This window comes from Hymenobacter lutimineralis (assembly GCF_008271285.1).
GTDB lineage: Bacteria > Bacteroidota > Bacteroidia > Cytophagales > Hymenobacteraceae > Hymenobacter > Hymenobacter lutimineralis.
The window spans coordinates 1-21,048 of sequence record NZ_VTHL01000028.1 but is presented as its reverse complement, the minus strand read 5'-3'; the positions used below and the strand labels follow the sequence as shown (position 1 = coordinate 21,048).

General features: G+C 58.3%; 18 protein-coding genes and 2 pseudogenes. 11 read left to right on the top strand and 9 right to left on the bottom strand.

Going from position 1 to position 21,048, the window contains the following annotated elements; genetic code table 11:
- Window positions 1-17: 17 nt before the first annotated feature.
- Together FY528_RS19160 and FY528_RS21680 are read right to left on the bottom strand one after the other, a co-directional pair.
- Window positions 18-635: a recombinase family protein gene (locus tag FY528_RS19160; protein WP_149072640.1), complete on the bottom strand. Its 618-nt coding sequence runs from the start codon at window positions 633-635 to the stop codon at window positions 18-20.
- A 57-nt stretch (window positions 636-692) separates the two neighbouring features.
- A complete protein-coding gene (locus tag FY528_RS21680) occupies window positions 693-1,388 on the bottom strand; it encodes a plasmid pRiA4b ORF-3 family protein (protein ID WP_149072639.1) in 696 nt (231 codons plus the stop codon).
- 172 nt (window positions 1,389-1,560) lie between these two features.
- Here FY528_RS21680 and FY528_RS19150 point away from each other — a divergent pair, with 172 nt between their 5' ends.
- The 3 genes and pseudogenes from FY528_RS19150 to FY528_RS19140 all read left to right on the top strand — a co-directional run bounded on the left by FY528_RS19150 (window position 1,561) and on the right by FY528_RS19140 (window position 4,797).
- Window positions 1,561-3,177 carry a class I SAM-dependent methyltransferase gene (locus tag FY528_RS19150; protein ID WP_187632200.1) on the top strand — a complete coding sequence of 539 codons (1,617 nt, stop codon included), beginning with the start codon at window positions 1,561-1,563 and terminating at the stop codon, window positions 3,175-3,177.
- Between the two features lie 174 nt (window positions 3,178-3,351).
- Window positions 3,352-4,172: pseudogene (locus FY528_RS19145) on the top strand (IS5 family transposase).
- 37 nt (window positions 4,173-4,209) lie between these two features.
- Window positions 4,210-4,797: a Riean_0653 family protein gene (locus tag FY528_RS19140; protein ID WP_149072637.1), complete on the top strand. Its 588-nt coding sequence runs from the start codon at window positions 4,210-4,212 to the stop codon at window positions 4,795-4,797.
- A gap of 162 nt (window positions 4,798-4,959) precedes the next feature.
- Here the strand turns inward: FY528_RS19140 and FY528_RS19135 are convergent, their stop codons facing one another.
- Both FY528_RS19135 and FY528_RS21675 read right to left on the bottom strand, forming a co-directional pair.
- Window positions 4,960-6,567: a Tn3 family transposase gene (locus FY528_RS19135; protein ID WP_262384063.1), complete on the bottom strand. Its 1,608-nt coding sequence runs from the start codon at window positions 6,565-6,567 to the stop codon at window positions 4,960-4,962.
- A 548-nt stretch (window positions 6,568-7,115) separates the two neighbouring features.
- Window positions 7,116-8,054: a DUF4158 domain-containing protein gene (locus FY528_RS21675; protein ID WP_149072635.1), complete on the bottom strand. Its 939-nt coding sequence runs from the start codon at window positions 8,052-8,054 to the stop codon at window positions 7,116-7,118.
- A 138-nt stretch (window positions 8,055-8,192) separates the two neighbouring features.
- Between FY528_RS21675 and FY528_RS19125 the strand changes: the two genes are divergently transcribed.
- Window positions 8,193-8,831, top strand: a complete 639-nt coding sequence (locus FY528_RS19125) for a recombinase family protein (RefSeq protein WP_149072634.1) — start codon at window positions 8,193-8,195, stop codon at window positions 8,829-8,831.
- 184 nt (window positions 8,832-9,015) lie between these two features.
- Here the strand turns inward: FY528_RS19125 and FY528_RS19120 are convergent, their stop codons facing one another.
- Window positions 9,016-9,897 carry a helix-turn-helix domain-containing protein gene (locus FY528_RS19120; protein ID WP_019949547.1) on the bottom strand — a complete coding sequence of 294 codons (882 nt, stop codon included), beginning with the start codon at window positions 9,895-9,897 and terminating at the stop codon, window positions 9,016-9,018.
- A gap of 96 nt (window positions 9,898-9,993) precedes the next feature.
- Window positions 9,994-10,287, bottom strand: coding sequence for a putative quinol monooxygenase (locus FY528_RS19115; RefSeq protein WP_019949546.1), 294 nt, complete (start codon window positions 10,285-10,287; stop codon window positions 9,994-9,996).
- Between the two features lie 253 nt (window positions 10,288-10,540).
- Here FY528_RS19115 and FY528_RS19110 point away from each other — a divergent pair.
- From FY528_RS19110 to FY528_RS19100, 4 genes and pseudogenes are all read left to right on the top strand, one after another.
- A pseudogene (locus FY528_RS19110) lies at window positions 10,541-11,038 on the top strand (recombinase family protein).
- A 401-nt stretch (window positions 11,039-11,439) separates the two neighbouring features.
- The gene (locus FY528_RS21355) at window positions 11,440-11,577 is read left to right on the top strand and encodes a hypothetical protein (protein ID WP_187632199.1); all 138 of its coding nucleotides are present in this window, start codon (window positions 11,440-11,442) and stop codon (window positions 11,575-11,577) included.
- A gap of 39 nt (window positions 11,578-11,616) precedes the next feature.
- The gene (locus FY528_RS19105; RefSeq protein WP_149072633.1) at window positions 11,617-12,012 is read left to right on the top strand and encodes a hypothetical protein; all 396 of its coding nucleotides are present in this window, start codon (window positions 11,617-11,619) and stop codon (window positions 12,010-12,012) included.
- A gap of 51 nt (window positions 12,013-12,063) precedes the next feature.
- On the top strand, window positions 12,064-12,756 hold the full coding sequence (locus FY528_RS19100; protein WP_149072632.1) for a hypothetical protein: 693 nt from the start codon (window positions 12,064-12,066) through the stop codon (window positions 12,754-12,756).
- 69 nt (window positions 12,757-12,825) lie between these two features.
- Here the strand turns inward: FY528_RS19100 and FY528_RS19095 are convergent, their stop codons facing one another.
- The 3 genes from FY528_RS19095 to FY528_RS19085 all read right to left on the bottom strand — a co-directional run bounded on the left by FY528_RS19095 (window position 12,826) and on the right by FY528_RS19085 (window position 16,054).
- Window positions 12,826-13,968 (bottom strand): replication initiation protein, encoded by a 1,143-nt coding sequence (locus FY528_RS19095; RefSeq protein WP_149072631.1) that lies wholly within the window; start codon window positions 13,966-13,968, stop codon window positions 12,826-12,828.
- A gap of 963 nt (window positions 13,969-14,931) precedes the next feature.
- A complete protein-coding gene (locus FY528_RS19090; RefSeq protein ID WP_149072630.1) occupies window positions 14,932-15,471 on the bottom strand; it encodes a hypothetical protein in 540 nt (179 codons plus the stop codon).
- A gap of 196 nt (window positions 15,472-15,667) precedes the next feature.
- Window positions 15,668-16,054: a hypothetical protein gene (locus FY528_RS19085; protein WP_149072629.1), complete on the bottom strand. Its 387-nt coding sequence runs from the start codon at window positions 16,052-16,054 to the stop codon at window positions 15,668-15,670.
- A 414-nt stretch (window positions 16,055-16,468) separates the two neighbouring features.
- Here FY528_RS19085 and FY528_RS19080 point away from each other — a divergent pair, with 414 nt between their 5' ends.
- From FY528_RS19080 to FY528_RS19070, 3 genes are read left to right on the top strand one after another with little or no spacing between them, the layout of a single operon-like run.
- On the top strand, window positions 16,469-19,432 hold the full coding sequence (locus tag FY528_RS19080) for a type I restriction endonuclease subunit R (protein WP_149072628.1): 2,964 nt from the start codon (window positions 16,469-16,471) through the stop codon (window positions 19,430-19,432).
- Window positions 19,425-20,444, top strand: a complete 1,020-nt coding sequence (locus FY528_RS19075) for a PDDEXK nuclease domain-containing protein (protein ID WP_149072627.1) — start codon at window positions 19,425-19,427, stop codon at window positions 20,442-20,444. The genes FY528_RS19080 and FY528_RS19075 overlap by 8 nt, the downstream gene beginning before the upstream one ends.
- A complete protein-coding gene (locus FY528_RS19070; RefSeq protein ID WP_222931840.1) occupies window positions 20,441-20,983 on the top strand; it encodes a hypothetical protein in 543 nt (180 codons plus the stop codon). Before FY528_RS19075 ends, FY528_RS19070 begins: the two co-directional genes overlap by 4 nt.
- Window positions 20,984-21,048: the final 65 nt, after the last annotated feature.

Genomic DNA, 21,048 nt, shown 5'->3' with positions numbered 1-21,048 from the left:
ATCAAGGGATTCAGGGATTACAGCAAGGCCTTCACTTTACGAACCGTGTTGATGGCCACGTCGCACAGCTTGGCCGTGTTACGTACGCTCAGGCCCGCACGCAGCTGCCGGGCGACGGCCGCATACTTTTTCAGGAAGACGGCTTTGTCTTCTGTCGCGCCCACCGGGCGGCCAATGGTGACGCCTTGCCGCCGCGCTTCGTCCATGCCCGAGAGAATGCGCTCGCGCAGGGTCTCGCGTTCGAGGCGAGCAAATTCCGCCAGCAGCGTAAACATGAACTGGGCCACCGGATTGGGTTTGCCGTTTTTCAGCGTTTCAATCCCGAAGTTTTGGACATAGATGCTGATGCCCAACTGGGTCAGCTCCTCAACGATGTGCAGCACTTCCACTGTGGAGCGACCCAGGCGCGAGACCTCACTGACCAATACTTTTTGAATGGCTCCTTGCCGGCTCAGTTCCAGCAACTGCTGAATCCCTTCCCGGTCTTGATTCCTTTTCGCCCCACTAATCTTCTCCGCAATCTCGGCCACGACCTGTAAGGCCTGGCTCTGGGCCACGGCGCGCAGGTCTTCCACCTGCCGTTGGTAATCTTGCTCCTTTTTGGAGACGCGCACGAAAATAACCGCCTGTTGCATGGCGCAAAGCTATTGCCGCTGTATTATTTAAACCACTTGGTTTTCCTGATACAGTTTTCACGACTTCACATCCGCGAAGAAGTAGTCGTAGCCGCCCTGCGCCAGCAGAAAATCGGGATTACCCTTTAGTTGATACACTTTGGCCAAGCGGGCGTTGACGTGCTGCCGGTCGAAGTGCTCCGGGCGGTAGGTCCAGAACCAGGTCGGCACGTCGTCGGCGAAGATGTTCTCACCGGCGATTAGCCGGTCCAAGGCTTCGTAGCTCCAGGAGAACTGGTCGAGCGTGCGCTGATCGTAGCCGCGGGGGCCACCGACCTCTTCCGGCGGACAGGCCCGGCGGCCGCTCACGCACACCGGGTGGGCCGCCAACGCCGTCGCCGGCAGCACCTTTTCAATTCGCACCTGGTGGAGCCAGTAATCGCCGAAGTCGTAGGTGTAGGTGAATTTGTCATTGACCCGCCACTCGAAATCGCCCAGGTGGACCCGCCGAGCATCGTCGGCAAAGTAGATGCCGCCGGCATAGGGAATCCCGTATTCCTTGCCCCAGAGCTTGAAGCTATGCAGGTGCCAGTTCTCCCAGCCCATCGCTACCTGGAAGATATGATGCAACTCGGCCAGGGTCGTGTCGCCCCGCACGAGTACACGCCGGCTGATTTGCGGGCTGATGCCCAGCAGATGAATCTTGAGCTGGTAGACTGCCTTCAGCCGGTCAGTACCGGATACGATAGGAGGAGCAGCATCTGGTTGAAGCATCGCTTTCACGGATAAGGAGGGCTCCCCAAGTTAACCCGCCACACCGCTGCCTCCCCACTGCCCCACACTTTTTGATGCTCTCGTCATTGCCCACATGCTTGCACCGTGGCTGGCGCAGCCTCGCGAGACAAGCCGGGGGATGCGCGGGTATCATCCTTCCCAGTTACAGAAAATGACCATCTGTGACCCCAGCGCCGGCAGCGGGGCCATTCTGGATTGGATCGGGGAGCACCTGCGCACGACGCACGACGGGCACCGCAGCAGCTACAGCAAAAATCTGTACGCCTGCGAAATTGACCCGGAGCCAAAGGCCATGCTGCAGGGCAAGAACTACAAAGTCATTGCGGAAGATTTTCTCTCCTATGAGGGCAGCCACCAGTTTGATCTGCTGGTACTCAACCCGCCCTTCAGCTGCGCCGATAAGCACATTCTGCATGCCTTTAAGACCGTGGCGCCCGGTGGCCACGTGGTATCGCTGCTCAATGCCGAGACTATCCGCAACCCGTTCACCGAGACGCGCCAGCTGCTGGCCAAGCTCATTGCGGATCATGGCAGCGTCGAGGAGCTGGGCCAGGTATTTTTGGCCGAGGATGCCGAGCGCAAAACGGATGTGCACGTCGCCATGGTCCGCCTGCAGCGACCGGCGGAGCGCGACCCGCTGGATTTCGATTTCCACAGCGGCCGGCGCGGTACCGGTGCCGCGGGCCCGGAGCTGAGCGAGGACACGTTTGCCGACGCGCTGGCCCTGCAGGATGTGATTGGGAACATGATGGTAGGCTATGAGCAGGCCAAACAGGCCTTCGTCGACTTCATGCGCGCCCGCCAGGCGCTGCAGTTCTACGGGGCGCAGCTCGTGAGCTACCAGCAGGATATTCTGGAGGTGGCCACCGAAGCCATCAGCGGCAATGGCACCCACCGGGCCAGCTACAATGATTTCTGCGACAGCCTGAATCAGAGTGCCTGGCGGGTAGTGCTGGAGAAAATGAACATTCAGAAGTACATGACGCATCAGGTGCGCAGTGATTTTGAGCGTTACGGCCGCGCCCAGGGCTATATGGCGTTCAACAAGGAAAATGTAGCGAGCCTGGCGGAGATGGTGTTTGAAAACCGGACAACCATCCTGGATAAAGCCGTCGTGGCGGTGTTCGACATTTTCACTTCCTACTACAAGGAAAACCGGGTGCACGTGGAAGGCTGGAAAAGCAATGACCGCTTTAAAGCCAACCGCAAACTGGTGCTGCCCAACTGGGTTAGGTGGGACGACTGGAGCACGCCCCGCGACCTGAAAACCTACGGGAGCCGCTTTAAGATGAACTACCACCTGCATTCGGAGTACAGCGACATTGATAAGGTGATGTGCTACCTCACGGGGGAGAACCACGATACGTGCTACACCATCGAGCAGGCACTTAAAACCCGGTTTGACCGGCTGGGCAAAGTGTACCCCGGCGAGCAGTTCGAGAATGAGTGCGAGAGCCAGTTTTTCAACCTGCGCTTTTTCAAGAAAGGCACGCTGCACATCGAGTTTAAGGAGGAACTGTTGTGGCAGGAGTTCAACCTTCGGGCATGCGCCGGTAAGCAGTGGCTGCCGGAACCGGAAATGAAGGCCTACCAGCAGCGGAAGCGCAGTCCCTTTGAGCCCGCCCCGGCCGAGCCGGAGGCGGAGCCCATGCTAGCCTCACCCGCTTTGAAGGCGCTGGGGCCGGCTGAGGCCCCGCAGGTGCAAAGCATCGGGCGCCGGCTGGGGGGCGTGGGCCAGCAGCTCAGCTGGCTGGACGCCGCGGCTTGATTGCCCGACATTACATAATCCTTAAAATATTGTATGATAGAAAGAAATACTTTACTTTTGCGCCTAAATATTTGCAACTAATTATAGTTGCTATACTTTGTACAGCAGTTTGGTCTTGACCTCTTGCCTAGTTGTTTGGCTGTGTCTGAAAAGTGGTGTTGCTTAACTTAGAGTATGGCAGCACGATACGAGTTAACGGATGCGCAGTGGGCCGTGGTGGCAGCCGAGTTGCCACCGCAGCGCACGGGCCGGCCGCGGCGCGACGACCGGCCGCTGTGGAACGCCTTATTGTGGATCCTGTGCACGGGCGCGGCGTGGCGGGACTTGCCGGCGCGCTACGGCCCGTGGCAAACGGCCTACGAGCGGTTCCGGCGCTGGTCCTCGGACGGCACCTTCGAGCGGGTGCTGGCCGCCTTGCGCTTACGCCTGGACCAAGATGGGCTGCTCGACCTGGACACGTGGCTGGTGGACTCGACCACGGTGCGCGCCACGAAAAGCGCGGCCGGCGGGGCGAAAAAAAAGCCCAGTGCCTCGGGCGCAGCCGCGGTGGTCTGACCACGAAGCTGCACGTGGTCTGCGACGGAACCGGCACGCCACTGGCCCTGCAGCTCTCGGCCGGGCAGCGCCACGACGCGCCGCAGTTCGAGCCCTTGTGCGAGCAGGTACGCGCCCGCCGCCGGCCGCGTCAGCTCATTGCCGACCGCGGCTACGACGCACAGCACATCCGCCGCTGGCTGCGCCGGCGCCGCATTCGCGCGGTCATTCCGCGGCGCCGGCCTGCCGCAGGCCAGCACTGCCGCCGACGCGGCCGCCCGCCGCGCATCGAGCCGCAACGGTATGCCCGCCGCAACGTCGTGGAGCGCTTTTTCGGTTCGCTCAAGGAGCACCGCCGCGTGGCTACTCGCTACGACAAACATGACGCACACTTCCTCAACATGGCCTTGTTGGCCTGTATTCGGCGCATTTTGCAACACCACTTTTCAGACACAGCCTAGTTGTTTGTCTAATTCACCAGCTTCCTATTTGTCAGCCATGTCCGTTTCCGCCCATTCCTCATTACGTGCCCTGCTGCCCTTGCTGCTTAGCGCCACCCTCGGAGCCTGCAAAAAGGATGATTCGGCAGGTCCTCAACTGCCTGAGCCAACTCAAACCGGCGCCAATACGATGGGCGCTAAAGTAGACGGTCAGAATTGGAGAGCGGGTAACAGCGTGATGTTTGGCCCTAAGCCCCTTACAGCTAGTGTTTTCGAGTACGCTGGCGCCCGCGAATTTAGCGTAAGCGGTATCTTCTCCACTAATGATGAAAAGATACCGCTAAGTGGCACAAGCATTAAGTTAGTGATTAGTGATTTAAAGGCTGCTGGAACCTATGATTTAATTCAGGAAGGACAACCAACTCAAGGTACGGGCTCTCCCTCCTACGGGATGTTTGTGGAATCAAGCTACACCCCAGATAAGTGGTACGTTACTAACCCAGCCTACATTGGGAAAGTAGTTGTTACCCGCTTAGATACTATTCAACACATTGTTTCCGGCACCTTCGAGTTCAAAGCGAAAGAGATTGCCGGGGCCAAAATCATCAGTATCACTGATGGTCGATTTGATGTGATTTACAAGTAGAGCTGCTTTCTCTTTTCTTTCTTTTTCCCTCTTTTTTCCTACTAATTTATGAAAAAATCATTACTGATGCCCCTATTATTAGGGGCCCAGCTGGGCTATGCCCAATTGGTACCGCCATCATGGGTGTTATTAAACAAATAGGGTAAAACCTCCGACTCGGCCCTACGCCGGTTTGCTTGGCGGCTGCCAGGTAGCAATCAGGTCCATGTCAAACGGGGCTTCGGCCGGCAGGGGTTGGTCGGAGAAGTCGTACTCGCCGTGCAGGTTCAGGTGGCGGTAGGAGAGCACGGCGAAGGGCGAGAGCGTGGCCAGCGTGGCGGCCTGCTGCTCGGGTGGCAACTGGGCCAGGTGCTGGGAGAGGTGCAGGTAGTTCCAGCAGACGATGGCGTTCATCAGCAGGCGCTTGCAGGTCTCGGCCACCAGCTGCTCGGAGCGGGTGGCGGCGTGGAACTCTTGGTTGCGCCCGTGCCAGACGGCGTGGGCCAGCCGGTGGGCGCTTTCGCCCTTGTTGAGCTGCTTGTGGATGCGCTGGCGCAGCTCGACCTGGTCGACGTAGCGCAGCAGGAACTCGGTTTTGACCAGCCGGCCCAGTTCTTTCAGGGCCCGGTAAAGCGGGTGCTGGCGGGCATAGGAGTTGAGGCGGCCGAAGAGGCGCGACGCCTCGCTGTGGCGCAGCTTCAGGGTGACGACCAGGCGCAGCACCTCGTCCCAATGGCGGGCAATGCGTTCGGGGTCAATGCGGGCGTCGGGCAGCAGCGTCTGCCCCAGCTGGCGGTGGGTGGCCACGGGCTCCCAGCTGTAGAGCTGCTGATTGGTGAGCTGGCGGATGCGCGGCTCGTAGGCGATGCCCAGCATCCGGGTCACGGCGAAAATAACCTCCGTGTAGCCGTGCGTGTCGGTGCTGTGCACGTCGGTGGGCCGCACGGCGTGGCGCAGCAGCCCGTCCAGCAGGTGCGTGGCCTCGCGGTCGGCGGCGCTGAAGACGGTCGAATCGAAGACGAGCAGCGTCTCGTCCACGTAGGAGTAGGCCGTCAGGCCGCGCCGGTTGCCGAAGTACTTGAACGAGGCACTGCCGCTGAGCGAGTCCACGGCCAGGTCGTATTTCTGCCCGTCGCTGCTGCTGCGGAGCACGTCGGGCGAGAGCCGAAAGGCTTCGCGCAGGCGCAGCCGGCGGGTGAAATCCAGAATCAGCTCGTTGGCCTGGCGCAGGTTGTCGAGCGAGAAATGGGTGCTGGCCAGGCGCTGCAGGGCCGCCTCGTCCACTTGGGGCGCGACTTGTGCCAGGCGGCGCAGGCCCAGGTTGCAGCCCAGCCCCACCAGGGTGGCCAGCAGCTGCGACAAGGGCGGAGGCGTGCGGGCGTGTTTGCTGGGCAACGAGCCAAAAGCCGTGTCAAATTGGGTGAGCCGGGCCACGCTGGTGAGCACCTCGCGCAAGGGCACCACCCGGTGGCGGGGAAACAGGTGGGCGGGCAGGCGGGGCTGCTCGGCCGGCAACCGGGGCGTGGTCAGGCGGTAGCGCCCGGCCGGGGTGCGGTGCGCGTGCGGGTTGTCAGCTCCGCTCAGGTGGGCGTTCGTGGCGGCAAACTGGGCCTGCAGCTGCGCCTGTAGGGTCGTTTGGACCGTGGCAAAGTCGCGCCAGGCACTCAGGCCCGCCTGCTCCAGCAAGGCCTCGCGCTGCTTGGCCCACTGCGCGGCCGGCAGCAGGTAGTGCTCAAACGCCCGGTACTGGTAACAGCACGTAAAGTTGAGTTGGCCGGACTTGATGGCCATGGCCATCTCCAAAAAAAGGAGGGCTTTATAAAGGGAGGTGCGTAACCGACCTTGCGCATCGAGGACGTAGGCCCGTTGCGTGAGCGAGAGAAAGTCCAGCGGCACCTGCGCGCCCAGGTGCCCGTCGTGCTGCTGGTAGTAGTGCACGGCCCGCCACAGGTCGGCGCGGGTGGTCGCCTCGTCGACGACCAGCGCTTTGACCAACGCCCCGAGCTTGGTTTGCAGGCGCAACGACGCCGCAGCCAGCGCTTCGTGAAACAGGGCTTCGCCGGCTTGCTGCTCGGTGGCTTGGCGCAATTGCTCCAGGTGCTCGTGGTCTTCGCTCAGCTGCGCGGCCGTGACCTGGTGGCGCTGCAGCAGCGCGTCGATACGGGCCAGCTTCTGTTCGGCCGGCACGTCGGGGGCATCGACCAGGGCACGAATCTGGGTCAGCGCCTGCAGGTGTCGGTAACCCCGGCCCGTGACCTGGCTGGTCAGCTGCTGCGTGGCAGCTCGTTGCTGGTAGAGCGTTTCCTTGACGTGCTCCTTACAGGAATTGACCGTGCTGGTCACGGTTTGCAGCAGCGTATCGACCAGGGCGTCGCCGAGTTCATAGTATTGGTGCACCACGAAGCTGAGCAGGTAGAGGTAGCGCCGCTCGTCGCGGCGGTAGAGCTGCGCGGCCTGGGCCCGCAGCACTTACTCAGCGTAGTAGGTGATGGCTTGGCTTGGTCCGAGAGGCGCAGGCGCTGCCAGAGCGGCTGCAGCTGCTCGAAGAGCCGCCGCAGGGACGCGAAGTGCGTCACCCGTTCGCGGATTTCCCCGGGGCGCAGGCCCTGGCGAATGCGCTTGAGAAAGGTGAGCGGGTAGCGCCGGTCCGCCTCCGCTTCGCGGGCGTCGGGGTCGTCGGCGGCCAGCAGCCGGTCCAGCAAGCGCTGCTCGCCGGGCTGCAGGTGCTGCTGCAAGCGGTGGAGCAGCCGTTTCTCGAACGCGAGCAGGGCCCGCGTGATGAGGTCGGCCAGCGTGTTGTAGGTGGGCAGCTCCAGCCGGTGCTCGTGCAGAAACAGCACCAGGTAATCGAAGACCGACGCCGGCTTCAGGTGCTGGCTGCTTAGGCGGACCGCCTCCTGGTACAGCCGGTCCGCCGCGGCCGCCTCGAACCGCGCAATACCCAGTTGCTCGCACAAGAGCTGCTGGTGGGCATAATAGCGGGCATCGGCGTAGCGAAGCGGGTCAAAGTCGGCGGGCCCCAGGCCCAGCTGCTGGGCCACGTACGCCACATCGGCCGCGTGGTAGCGGGTGGCCACGTAGAAGCGCTGGCTAATCTGGAAGTAGCCCAGCTGCAAGACAAACCCGACGCGGTTGCCCGGCGCCAGCATCCGGGCCAAGTGAACATCCGCCCAATCCGGGACGGCAAAGACCCGGGCCTGCTCGGCCGCTGGTACCAGCGGGGGCTGCTCGTAGAGCTCACGTTCCTTGCCCAGGTGAATCCGCAGGTGCGTAGCCATAAGCTACCCAAAAGGCGATGGTGTAAACGACCGTTATTTCTACCCACCCATGATAGCGTTAACGTCCATGTAAAGGTATCGAAAACCGGTACCTTTACGAAGCGCATTTACCTTATCGCTACCCTGCCCGTTTTGCCCATGCTATTTGGCTACGTCCGCGTCTCCACGAGCGCCCAATCGGCCGAGAGCCAGAAGAGCCTCATCGCCCGCTACCTGGTCGAGCACCGCTGGACCCTCGACGAGTGGATTGAAGTAGAAATGTCTTCCCGCCGCACCGCCGGGCAGCGCCGCCTGCCCGAGCTGCTGGCCAAGGTTGCTGCCGGCGATACGGTCATCGTCTCCGAGCTCTCCCGGCTGGGCCGCTCGCTGCGCGAAGTGCTGGGCCTGATTGAAGAGTTGATTCACCAGAAGCGGTGCCGGCTGATTCTGGTCAAGCAGGGCCTGGACCTGGACCCGCAGAATCACCGCGACATGACCCACAAAATCCTGCTCACCATTTTCGCCATGCTGGCCGAGCTAGAGCGGGACTTCGTTTCCGAGCGCACGAAGGAAGGCTTGCGGGCGCGGCGCGAGCAGGGCATCGCGCTGGGCAAGCCCAAGGGTGTGGTGCAGTCGTCGATGTACGACGCCGACCGCGAGCGGATTCTGCACCTGCACGCACTGGGCGTGCCGCTGGCCACCATCGTGGCCGTGCACCTGAAGTACGGCAAGTACCTCTCCCTGAAAAACTACCTGGCCAAGCTGCAGCGCCAGCCAAGCCGGAACACGTCAGCCTAACCGGACGACTCGGAGGTTTTCCCCTATTTGTTTAACACCACCTAAATTACCTATATAATTATAATTTTTTTATCTACCATGCGCCGTATGGGGTCTCTTTGGGAGCCAGCAGCCTATAGAAGAAAGCCCGCGGCCTGGTTGAGAAAAACGATTTCTCCAGCCAAACGCTAGCAGCTCAACAGCGCTAGCTTTCTTCTGCTTTTGCGAACCCAACTGATTCACGAAAAAACTGCGGCGATACGGCCGTATTTTTCTTGAAGAAGCGGCTGAAATAGTATTCATCCCCGAAGCCCAGCGCGAAGGCGATGGCCTTGACGGATTGACTGGTTAGGTACAGTTCGCGCTTGGCCTCCATAATGATTCGCTCCGTGATGAGTTGGCTGAGCGTCTTCTGATAATGGGACTTGACTAGGCGCGTTAGGCTTCGGGCGGGAACTCGTAACAGGTCGGCATACTCCCCGGCCGTGTGCAGGTGGCGGTAGTGCGTATTAATGGCATCTTGAAGTTGCTGCAGGAGCCAGGGCTCCCGGCCAGACGGGTTCTGCTCGGTGCCTAACGCGGGCTGTGCCGTACGAATACGGATAGCTTTCAGCAAAAAGAGCTTCAGATATAATACGATGGACTCTTGTTGTGCTACCTCTTGACGCCGTACTTCCTCTTGCATCACAGCTGCCAGGGCGGCAAATTCACGCACCGCCTCTGTTGTAACCGGGAAGAAGGGCGGCTCAAAAATGGTGTTGAACAAGATGCCATTGCTCGCTACCTCCTGCTGATGCCGGTAGATGCAGAAAAAGTCGGCATGAAAATCCAGGACCAGGCCCGCTACAGCGGTGCTGGCTTGGATAGTGTAAGGTTGGTAAGGGCCAAAACAACACAGCGTACTGCCAGCAAACAGGTAGGTGGCAAAGTTGGCGCGTAGCTCGCCGCTGCCCTGCGTAAGCAGAATGAGGGAGTAATAATTATTGCGTTGTAAGTAATTAAACGGGGTGTCGTCGCTAAAGGAGTAGCTTCGAAACGCTAGTTCACCCGTGTGCGGATGAGTTAGCAGGAGACAGTCAATCGCCATCGCGTGAGAAGAATAGCAGCTAGCCAACTGGACGAACTGCCCGCCAGCCCCTAAAGCGACCTATGCCTGGGCATAGGTCGCTTTAGGGGCTGGTAATTATTTGGCAGCCAAGATAGCTACTTGTTCAATGACAGGCGGCACGGCCAGCAAGTCGGCCGCATGGGCCATCAACGCAGCGGCAATAGGGCCGTTAAGATGCGCCTGCCGGCCTGCTTCATCCGGAAAGGTATCAAAGATACCGAAGGTGGCCGGCGCCAGCTGAATAGCATACCAGGTTATGGTAGCCGGCTCTTGCTGAGCCAGGGGCAGAGCGCCCGTCAAAAAATCGAGTACTGCCTGCTCTTTACCGGGCTTCGCTTCGAGCCGGACCAGCAATCCTACATTCTTCATGGAAGTGGGGGTTAGGTGAATTGATATAACAAAGGTGCTGCCTCTCCGAAAGCATTAACATGGACGGACGCAACTAGTGGCTGGACAAAAAGACCAGGGCCGCTTCAAGGGGTTCTTTTGCCACAAGGGCGGATTTACACGCTAAGCCCGGTTATCAAAGAAGGTTATAGTACTGCCTGAGAAAGACTGATGCTACGCTGTAGAGCGGGTGCGTGATGCCTATCAACAAGGAACTCCTTTTTGATAACCTCCGATGCCCGCCAACCCGACCGACCAGCCCACCCGCGTGGCGCTCTATGCCCGCGTCTCCACCCTCGACAAAGGGCAGGCCCCGGAAACGCAGCTGCGGCCGCTGCGCGAGTACGCCCAGCGCCGCGGCTTTGCCGTTGTCGATGAATACGTGGACTAGGCCTCGGGTACCAGCGAGGAATGAACTCAGTACAAACGGATGATGGCGGCGGCCAAGAACCGGTAGCTCGACGCGGTGCTGGTCCGGCGCTACGACCGCTTTGCCCGCTCGACCCAGGCGCTGGTCAACGCGCCGAAGGAATTCCAGAGCCTAGGGGTGGACTTCGTCTCCTACCAGGAAAAAATCGACACGACCACGCCCATGGGCGAGTTGGTGTTCCACGTCATGGCCTCGCTGGCCCTGTTTGAGCGCGCGCTCATCAGCCAGCGCGTGCGCGCCGGCATGGCCCGGGCCAAAGCCCAGGGCAAGCATGTGGCCCGTCCGCCACTGGCCCAGTCTTAGCAGGAGGCCATTGCGAAGCTTCTGCACAATGGCTTATCTATGAATCAAGTCATCAAGCAGTTAGACCTGGCCTATGGCACCGTCTACAATTACGCCCAGAAGCTAAAAAGTGCTTAGCGTGTAAATCCGCCCTTTGGGAATAAGAACCCCTTTTAGCCATGGACTCGGAGGTTTTACCCTATTTGTTTAACAACACCCATACATCTCAAACAGCAGGGGGCAATGGGGAAAAAATGGTCTGGCAGCAGCGTAATGCCACTGGCTCGCTCAATTAGTGTTGGCACTTTCATGCGGGCAATTATTTGCATTTTGTACAAATATTAATTGTATTAAATGCAACTAAATTGATGGTATTGGGGTTTTGTAAGTATAGGAAACGAACTCAAAATCACTCCTGAATCATGCATTACGACGCTTTTGAGCTTGCACCCGGCGAGGTATTAGCTGACCGCTATGACCCCGCTGATGAGGGGTTGCAGCAGCCCGCGACACTCACGGCCGACGAGCTAGCGGCGTGGGAGGCTGCCCCTTGGTTCTAGTCCGATATGTCCATCACTCATTTTTCCCCAACCGCCCCGATGAAAGCCAAACGCACGTACCGCCCCGCCCGCCGCATTCCCGCAGACCGTCTTGCGCACATGCGCGCCGTAGCCGCCGCCAAGGCGCAGGCCCGCGAGGATGCATATCAGCAGCGCATTGCCCCGGTAGAAGAGTTTGCCGCCGCACCGCGCCTGACGATGCTGCCCGGCGGTCTGCATTGGTCAAGCCAAGCGCCGGTGCCGGCTATCGGAGCCACGGTAGCCGTGAGCCGTGCCGGCCACATCGAGCAGGCCGAAGTGAAGGGCTACTGCCACGCGGCCGGCTTCCTGGGGCTGGTAACGGAGACTACCCACCATGCCAAAGCCAGCCGCCGCAAGCCCCTCAACGCCCGCGCCAACTGCGTTTTCGGCAGTCAGCTGGCCATTGCCGCTTAGGGATAACAGCGTACCCCCGCCGTTTCCATCGTCTCACTTTAGTCTTGTACCATGTCTGCTTCCACCATTCTTGTGCCCACTTACCGAGCCGTAGCCACGCAATTTCTGCCTATGCGCCACGGCGAAGGCCGCCGCTTCCTGACCAACCCAGCTATCTGCGGCAGTTCCGAGCCGGGTACGCTGCTGGGTAATGTGATGTGCTTGGGCGGTCAGTATTACGTTACCGGCCCTGCTTTCCCGGCCGATGGGGAGCCGGCAATGCGCCACGCTGTTCTAGCCGGCCGTGCGGCCGTGCAGCGCTTTAACTGCCAGCAGCGCGAGCCCCGACAGATTTACATGCTCGACACACACAGCGCAGCGCTGGCCACGCTATGGGAGCTGCTGGCCGCCCACTATGCGATTGGGGACGCGGCCGAGCAGGTGCAGGAGCATGAGCTACGCGGGGCCACCCAGCGCCACCAAGCGTATGAACAGGCCCTAGCCGAGCAGGAGCATATTAATCAGTGGAGCAGCGCCAGCGACCAAGCGCACGAGAGCAACGGGAATAATCCGGCTATCAACCGCGCTGACGACTGGATACCGGACTACCCGCCGCAGCCGGGCGAGGATTTGGCCGACAACCAGGACAGCGAGGAATACCCGGAATATCCCGAGGATGAGCAGCGCGACTACTTAGACGACAATGAGCAGGACGCTGAAGCGGAGGCGCTGGGGGACCTGTACAACAGCCAATTTGAGGACTAAGCCATCCAGCCGGGCTTAGCGTTGTTTTCCGTTCCAACTCTAGCGCTGTCCCTATTAGGCAAATCAGTACTATAAATTCAACGCCTGCTGCACAATAAGCTTCGCCTCAGCCGCTTCGTGCTTTGCGTCAATCTTGGCCTGCTTGGCATCCTCCAGTGCTTGCTTACCGGCGCGAACGAACGCCGCGTTGCAGTAGCGGAGCTTATCGTCTATGTGCCGATTTGAGCGGTTCTTCAACTCCCAGGCGCGAAGTAGTTCCAACACTCCGGCCTGTTTAAGAATAGGAGCATACTGCACAATATTCCGGTCCGTTACCTTCCACTCACGTAGGCGCTGGACGATGCTGCCGGTTTCAGTATGTTGCAGCCAGGACTCGGGAATGTCCTTGAGCGCCGGCCCTTTCTTCAGGTCGAAGCGCAGGCGAATAATCTTCTTCCGGCCCTTTACCGCCCGCGTGACTTCGTAGATGGGGGTGAAGGTGAATTCATAGTCGGTGCCCGCCAGTTCTTTCAACGGCTCCTTCATGGTGTAATCAATCAGAAGCTTGGTCTTGGGGTACTTCAGCAAGGGGTTACCATCCTTGTCCTTTTTGACTTGCCCACGCTTGTCGTACTCGTACCAGCAATCCATGTACTGCCGGTACTCCTCAACTGGTACCTCCCAGAATCCTTTGTCCTGAAAGGCTGACAGAATCTCGAAGAACCGCATGCTGTACCAGCTTTTCAGATTCATGTAGCCATGAAGCGGAAACTTGCTGTAGTGAGCTGCCTTCACCAAGTAGGGGGCCAGCTGTGGATTGAGCAGGATGGTGATGATTCCATCCTTATAGCCTACCCGCCGCTCCTTGGTCGTATCCAGAAGGTGGCGGAAGTACCATTCCGAACGGTCGATGCTCTCAAACTCCCACTTTACATCGGCCAACTCGTAGAGGGCCCCCTTGATTTTTGAGTACGCCGTGTCTATCTCGATATCCGTACCCTCCAGAATCGAGGAAACGTGAATCTGGTAGAATTCACGCAGCTGGTAGTCGTTGTCCCGAATCTGGTCGATGACCCTGGCCAAGATGCGCTTGCTATACACCGAGATTTTCTTCTGGTGAGCAAACGTGACGTTCCAGTGCTGTTTGACCTCGCCGCGGTACTCCGGCTCGTATTTGAGGTCCAACTCCAGCATAGGAACGGAGGAGGAACGTGTTACACGCTTGTCAGCCATAAGAGTATCGTTGGTAGTGTTATCCGGTAATGCAAGATAACGGCAAAAAAGAAAGTAGCAACTTGTTTGAGGAAGCAAACTTACCTTTCTAGTCGTCGTTGCACCTGTCAAAAACTTACCCTTTGCCAAGCCAGAGGCATAAAGCCCTATCCAGAACTTACTTTTTTACTTTGGTCTTGCACTCTGCAATCTTACCGACAGGATGCGAGTTCAGATAAAATAAGACTTCTACACCTGTCCAGAACTTACCTTTTTAGCTCATAAGCGACTCTAACAGCAGGCGACGCTGTTTCCAGGCACCTGTCTAAAACTTACCTTTTGATTAATGCTTCGTGTGGATAAGCACCTGTCCAAAGCTTACCTTTTACCTGTCCAAAACTTACCCTTCAGGTCAGTATATCTGTCCAAAGCTTACCTTTTACATGTTCAGAAACTGTCCAAAGCTTACTTTTTACCTGTCCAAAACTTACCTTTTGGCGGTTTACTCCTTATAGTAAAACTATCTTGTAGAAAGTTTACTACTCAGTAAAAAACGACTATCTAGTCCGCGAATATCAAAAAAGCATTTAGGGTATAAAAACGAAAAATCAAGCCAAACAAAACAGTCTAAAAAGGCACAAACCGCAAATCGCGGGATTGCACTTTTTTACTATTTAATACTATTATTTTTATAAGGCATATACTTTCCATCTCGCACCTATGTCCCATTCCTCTGGCTTGCCCCAACCTGGCTAACTCCGACAAAGCGTAGCGCTGCCTACACAACGAACAGCCCGTTCTACCCAGGATACAGCGCGTAGGAGAGATGCAGCCAATAAAGACTGAACTGTACCTGCTTCACTGGTCGAAGACGCCACACAGCGCAGATTTAGCCGTGGTTAGGTATGTAGTCCAAAAGCTGACCGATAAGGCCATCAGGAGCACCACCTGATTCCATAATTTTCCGGAGTCGATTGCCACAGGCTAAGGTCCAACCAGCGAAATTGCCGCTGGGTCCGGATTGCCTCCCGTGGTAGCTAACCGCTCTTTCAGGCCCGCAATCCACCTTCCTGCCCCGTGGTTGTCCTTTGGATTGATAAGCACTAGGAATTCAAATAGGGCCAGCGCCTCGGCCCATCGCTTCGCTTTCTGCAACTCGACACCCATGGCATAATAGGCCGTTAGCACGAAGCCATTACCAGTGGACTCATAAAGCAATACGTCCCGACCTTCCTCAAAGGCTTTGGGAAACAGTAGCCGGGCCTGCATAAAGGCCTGCATGAGATAGGTAAGGCCCAAGCCGGGCGTTCGGTTATTGAGCAGCATTCCCAAATGCGAAACCGCGTCTAGGTGCAGCTCCCCGCAGGCAGCCATAATACGCCGGTAGATTCGCTCCGCCTCTTGCGGCACAGAGGTGTGCAGCGCTTTACCCTGCTGGAATAACGCTTCGTGCTCCAGCACGACTGCCGGGTACACCACGCGCCAGTGGCGCGGCTGGTATTCTATCAGGCGGAGCTGGTCCATGCGCAGGAACGATAGGAAGAGGGAAGCTCAAAAATACGGAGAAGCTGCACTGCTCCTTACCGGGAAATTCTGTTCCAACTCTAGTGGCCTGTACAGGAGCTAGCGGCTGTGGACAGTAATCCAAAAAGGGGGTTCTGTGCTCCCCAGGCCGTCATGCTTAGCGTGTAAATCCGCCCGATTGGAAGAATGACCGCTTCTATACTGCTGCATCAAAGTCTGCCAACTCCTGTTGAAAGCGTTCCAGACGGCCCTTGGTCTTCAGGAAGAGCATATACCGCGTCTTGCCTCGTATCGGCCCGACATCGAAGCCCAGCAGCAGGGCCTGGTAGCCGAATACGCCCAATAGGTTCTGAATTAATTTGGGCTCCTGCTTAACCAGGGGACCATAGTACACCCGGCGTAGCTGCTCCGCATCGACGGCCAGGTTCAAGTCCGCGCAGCAGTCCAGAAGCTCCGCCGGCTCGCAGGAGCGTAGATACCCCCGCACTAGGCGTAGCGCGTCTTCGTACGTTACGGCAAACGAGGCATCGAACGAGGGGAAGTCGGCTTCAAATCGTTCGGCGGAATCATCATTAAACGTCATACAGACTAGGGTAGTACTAAGGTGATGGCCGACTTCTGAACTGGCGGGCAGGACGGAGCGGCATGGAGTAGCAAGCAAAAAAAACCACCCTCAGCGGGGTGGACTTCCGGTCAAACAACAAGCTGAGGCTTATGACCGAGGAAGGATACGGTACCAGCCAAACAGCACCGGCAAAGCCGATGTGGCGGATACTTTTTTGGCAGAGCAAAGATTCAGCTTTCTGAAAGAAAATCAACCCCACTGCTCTAGGTAGCCAAAAGGTCTCCTCTTCATCGGCTATTCTGCCGATATTGCGTCATTAGGCTGCGGAAGCCGGAAACTCGTTCTGTGGGACGCTTCCGAGTCCCTATTCAGCTAGGTAGTTTTACGGATAAAAAGCCGGCGCTTGGCTCCGGCAAACAGCAACTATTGTCCATGGTCAACGAAGCGCAAATAGAATACGGCTTTATCGGTGAGCTAACCCGGCTGAAATACACGCACCGGCCCGATATCCGCACCAAAGACACGTTGGAAGCCAATTTTCGCCAGAAGTTCGAGGCCCTGAACTGTGTGCAACTCTCTGACGCGGAGTTCAGTCGCCTGCGGGATGAAATCGTGAATCCCGACGTGTTCTTGGCATCCAAAACGCTGCGTGGAAAAAATACCTTTATCCGGGAAGATGGAACGCCGCTGAACTACACCCTCGTCAACATCAAAGAGTGGTGCAAGAACGATTTTGAGGTGGTGAACCAGCTACGCATCAGCACCGCCAGCAGCCACCACCGCTACGATGTTATTTTGCTCATCAACGGCCTGCCAATGGTGCAGCTGGAACTGAAGACGCTGGAAGTAACGCCACGCCGTGCCATGCAGCAAATCGTGGACTACAAAGCCGACCCCGGCAATGGCTACACCAACACATTGCTGTGCTTTATCCAGCTATTCATTGTCTCCAACCGGTCTACTACCTTCTACTTCGCCAACAACCGCGCTCAGCACTTCAGCTTTTCGGCCGACGAGCAGTTCCTGCCCGTGTACCAGTACGCGGACATCGACAACCGGAACATCAGCGGCCTGCATGACTTCGCCTCTACTTTTCTGGCTAAGTGTACGCTGGCCGAAACCATCAGCCGCTACATGGTGCTGGTGGAAAGCGAGCAGAAGCTGCTGGTGATGCGCCCCTACCAGATTTACGCGGTGAAGGCCATTGTCGACTGCATTCATGAGAACCGGGGCAACGGCTACATCTGGCACACCACCGGCAGCGGCAAAACGCTTACTTCGTTCAAGGCTTCGACGCTGCTCAAGGACAACCCCGACATTGAGAAATGCCTCTTTGTGGTGGACCGCAAAGACCTCGACCGCCAGACGCGGGAAGAGTTCAACCGCTTTCAGGAGGGCTGCGTGGAGGAGAATACCAACACCGGGGCCTTGGTGCGCCGGCTGCTCTCCCCCGACTACGCCGACAAGGTCATTGTGACCACCATCCAGAAGCTCGGTATTGCCCTCGACCCCAGCCACCGCCAGGACTACAAGGGGCAGTTGCAGCCCCTGCGCGACAAGCGGGTGGTCTTCATCTTCGATGAATGCCACCGCTCGCAGTTTGGAGAAAACCACCAAGCCATCAAGGAGTTTTTCCCCAAGGCCCAACTGTTCGGCTTCACGGGTACGCCCATTTTCGAGGAAAACGCCACCTACACCCAAGTAGATGGGCAGGAAGGCTCCTACCGAACCACGGAAGACATTTTCCAGAAGCGTCTGCACGCGTACACTATCACGCACGCCATTGAGGACAAAAACGTGCTGCGCTTTCACGTCGACTATTTCAAGCCCGATGGCAAGACGCCGACCCGGGCCGGAGCAGCCCCCGCGCAGGCCGCCGTGGTAGAAGCCATTTTGCACAAGCACGATGCCGCCACCCACCACCGCCGCTTCAACGCGGTGCTGGCCACCCAAAGCATCAACGACGCCATTGCCTACTACCGTCTCTTCCAGGAAGCGCAGCAGCGCCGGCTGGCAGCCGACCCCGATTTCCTGCTCCTGAACGTGGCCTGCGTGTTTTCGCCGCCCGCCGAGGGTAACCCCGACGTGCGGCAGCTGCAGGAAGACCTGCAGCAGGAAAAGCAGGACAACCAAGAAGACCCCGAAGGCAAGAAGGCGGCCCTCAAAACCATCATTGCCGACTACAACGCCCAGTACAGCACCAGCCACACCATCGGCGAGTTCGATAGGTATTACCAAGATGTGCAGCAGCGTATCAAAGACCAGAAGTGGCCGGTGGCCGACTACCCGCGCCGGCAGCGCATCGACCTCACCATTGTGGTGGATATGCTGCTCACGGGCTTCGACTCGAAATACCTCAACACGCTGTACGTAGACAAGAACTTGCGGCACCACGGCCTGATTCAGGCATTTTCGCGCACCAACCGCGTGCTGAACGATACCAAGCCCTACGGCAACGTGCTCGACTTCCGGCAGCAGCAGCCGGCCGTGGACGCGGCCATTGCCCTATTTTCGGGCGTGGATAAAAGCCGGGCCAAGGAAATATGGCTCGTGGACCCCGCGCCTGTGGTGCTGCAGCGCTACGAAGCCGCCGTACAGCAGCTAGAAACCTTTATGCAGGCCCAGGGCCTAAGTACCGCCCCCGAGGACGTGGCTAACCTGAAAGGCGACGCCGCCCGGGGCCAGTTCGTGGAGAAGTTCAAGGAAGTGCAGCGGCTGCGCACCCAACTCGACCAGTACACCGACCTGGGCGCGTCCGAGCAGCAGCAGCTCGAAACCCTACTGCCCACCGACGACCTGCGCGCCTTCCGCAGCCAGTATCTGGAAACCGCCAAGCGCCTGCGCGACCAGCAGGGCAAAGGCGGCAGCGACAATCCGGCGGTGGACCAGCTGGATTTCGAGTTCGTGCTCTTCGCCTCGGCCGTGATTGACTACGACTACATCATGGGCCTGATGGCAGCCAGCACTGGGCAGGCCCCGCAGAAGCAGAAGCTCACCCGCGAGCAAATTATTGCCCTGCTGGGTTCCAGTGCCAACCTTATGGATGAGGCCGACGACCTGACCGACTACTTTGCTGGCCTTCCCACCAACCGCGGCTTCAGCGAGGCCGAAATCCGCAAAGGCTTCCAGGTATTCAAGGAGCAGAAAACTGCCGCCGAGCAGGCCACCATTGCCGTCCGGCATGGGCTGGCGCCGGAGGCCCTCACGGCCTTCGTGGACGGCATTCTGCGGCGGATGATTTTTGACGGCGAGGCGCTGGGTGACCTGCTGGCCCCGCTGGGCCTGGGCTGGAAAACCCGCGCCGCCAAAGAAGGCGAGTTGATGGCCGAACTCATGCCGCTGCTGAAGAAAATGGCGCAGGGCCGCGAAATATCCGGGTTGGCAGTGTATGAGTAACGGCCTTACGACCGACCACCAGCCGGCGTTTGATGAGCTGTTGGGCCGCATCCGGCAGACGCGGCAGGCCGTGTTCGCGCAGGCGAATACGGCCCTGATTGACTTGTATTGGTCGGTGGGCCAGGTCATCAGCCAGAAGGTGCAGCGCGAGGCGTGGGGCAAAGGTGTGGTGGCCGAGCTGGCCCGCCACCTTGCCCGGCACGCGCCGGAGCTGAAGGGCTTCAGCGACAAAAACCTGTGGCGCATGAAGCAGTTCTACGAAACCTACGCGGCCGACACTGCCCTCGTTCGACTGGTGCGGGAACTGCCCTGGTCGCACAACCTGGCCATTTTTTCGCGGTGTAAGACTGCGGATGAACGGGCATTCTACCTACATCTGGCACGGGAGAAAAAATATGCCTTCCGGGAGCTTGACCGCCAGATTTCGGCCAGCTTGTTTGAGCGCAGCCGGCTAGGCGAGGCAAAACTCTCAACGGTGTTGAGAGAAATACACCCCGCTGCCGGCCAGGCGTTTAAAGACAGCTACGTGCTGGAATTTCTGGGCTTGCCCGAAGCGCACAGCGAGGCCGACCTGCAACGCGCCCTGCTCCAACACATGAAAGCTTTTATCCTGGAGCTGGGCCACGACTTCATCTTTGTGGGTGAGGAATACCGGCTGCAAGTGGGCAACCAGGACTTCTACATCGACCTGCTGTTTTTCCACCGGGGCCTGGCGGCGCTGGTGGCCTTTGAGCTGAAGATTGGCCGGTTTATGCCCGAACACCTGGGCCAGCTGGGCTTTTACCTCGAAGCCCTCGACCGCGACGTGAGAAAGCCCCACGAAAACCCCAGCATCGGGGTGCTGCTGTGCCGCGACCAGGATGAGGAAGTGGTGGAGTATGCCCTTTCGCGCAACCTCTCGCCCGCCCTCATTGCCCAATACACCTTGCAGCTGCCCGATAAAAAGCTGTTGCAAGCCCGCCTGCACGAAATCCTAACCCGCGAACTGCCGGCCGATAACGACAACCTATGAGTAACGAGACAACAAATACGGCGGTGCCGAAACTACGCTTTCCGGAGTTCCGGGAGGCAGGAGAGTGGGCGTACCTGAATGGTAATAAGCTGTTCGACCAAATCACGAATAAGGACCATAATTCAGATTTGCCCATTCTTGCCATTACGCAAGAGCACGGGGCAATTCCTAGGGAGCTGATTGACTACAATGTAGTGGTCACGGAAAAAAGCGTGGAAAGCTACAAAGTCGTGGAAATCGGTGACTTCATCATTAGTCTCAGGTCTTTTCAGGGTGGCATTGAGTACTCTACCTACAAAGGCATTTGTAGCCCCGCCTATATCATTCTTCGCAGAAAGAAGGATGGCACGGATGATTTTTTCAGGCATTACCTCAAAACGCCAGCCTTTATCGGCGATTTGAACAAGAACCTGGAGGGTATGCGCGACGGAAAGATGGTTAGCTATAAGCAGTTTTCTGAATTGCTGCTGCCTACTCCTTCACTAGGGAGTGTGGACAGTGGTCGTAGCTTAGCGGCATGCTACGCCGCCATGAATTAAGCGAACGGGAATGGAAATTGGTCGAACCGCACACTTTGGGTCGTCCGGGTACGGGTGGGGGCACC

Excerpts from the sequence above, each read along its gene's own strand:
- FY528_RS19115 (WP_019949546.1), bottom strand. The coding sequence starts at position 10,287 with ATGAAGAATGTAGGATTGCTGGTCCGGCTCGAAGCGAAGCCCGGTAAA.
- FY528_RS19125 (WP_149072634.1), top strand. The coding sequence starts at position 8,193 with ATGCTATTTGGCTACGTCCGCGTCTCCACGAGCGCCCAATCGGCCGAG.
- FY528_RS19070 (WP_222931840.1), top strand. The coding sequence starts at position 20,441 with ATGAGTAACGAGACAACAAATACGGCGGTGCCGAAACTACGCTTTCCG.
- FY528_RS21675 (WP_149072635.1), bottom strand. The coding sequence starts at position 8,054 with ATGGCTACGCACCTGCGGATTCACCTGGGCAAGGAACGTGAGCTCTAC.
- FY528_RS19090 (WP_149072630.1), bottom strand. The coding sequence starts at position 15,471 with ATGGACCAGCTCCGCCTGATAGAATACCAGCCGCGCCACTGGCGCGTG.
- FY528_RS19120 (WP_019949547.1), bottom strand. The coding sequence starts at position 9,897 with ATGGCGATTGACTGTCTCCTGCTAACTCATCCGCACACGGGTGAACTA.
- FY528_RS19160 (WP_149072640.1), bottom strand. The coding sequence starts at position 635 with ATGCAACAGGCGGTTATTTTCGTGCGCGTCTCCAAAAAGGAGCAAGAT.
- FY528_RS19150 (WP_187632200.1), top strand. The coding sequence starts at position 1,561 with ATGACCATCTGTGACCCCAGCGCCGGCAGCGGGGCCATTCTGGATTGG.
- FY528_RS19140 (WP_149072637.1), top strand. The coding sequence starts at position 4,210 with ATGTCCGTTTCCGCCCATTCCTCATTACGTGCCCTGCTGCCCTTGCTG.
- FY528_RS19135 (WP_262384063.1), bottom strand. The coding sequence starts at position 6,567 with ATGGCCATCAAGTCCGGCCAACTCAACTTTACGTGCTGTTACCAGTAC.
- FY528_RS19080 (WP_149072628.1), top strand. The coding sequence starts at position 16,469 with ATGGTCAACGAAGCGCAAATAGAATACGGCTTTATCGGTGAGCTAACC.
- FY528_RS19100 (WP_149072632.1), top strand. The coding sequence starts at position 12,064 with ATGTCTGCTTCCACCATTCTTGTGCCCACTTACCGAGCCGTAGCCACG.
- FY528_RS19095 (WP_149072631.1), bottom strand. The coding sequence starts at position 13,968 with ATGGCTGACAAGCGTGTAACACGTTCCTCCTCCGTTCCTATGCTGGAG.
- FY528_RS19085 (WP_149072629.1), bottom strand. The coding sequence starts at position 16,054 with ATGACGTTTAATGATGATTCCGCCGAACGATTTGAAGCCGACTTCCCC.
- FY528_RS21680 (WP_149072639.1), bottom strand. The coding sequence starts at position 1,388 with ATGCTTCAACCAGATGCTGCTCCTCCTATCGTATCCGGTACTGACCGG.
- FY528_RS21355 (WP_187632199.1), top strand. The coding sequence starts at position 11,440 with ATGCATTACGACGCTTTTGAGCTTGCACCCGGCGAGGTATTAGCTGAC.
- FY528_RS19105 (WP_149072633.1), top strand. The coding sequence starts at position 11,617 with ATGAAAGCCAAACGCACGTACCGCCCCGCCCGCCGCATTCCCGCAGAC.
- FY528_RS19075 (WP_149072627.1), top strand. The coding sequence starts at position 19,425 with ATGAGTAACGGCCTTACGACCGACCACCAGCCGGCGTTTGATGAGCTG.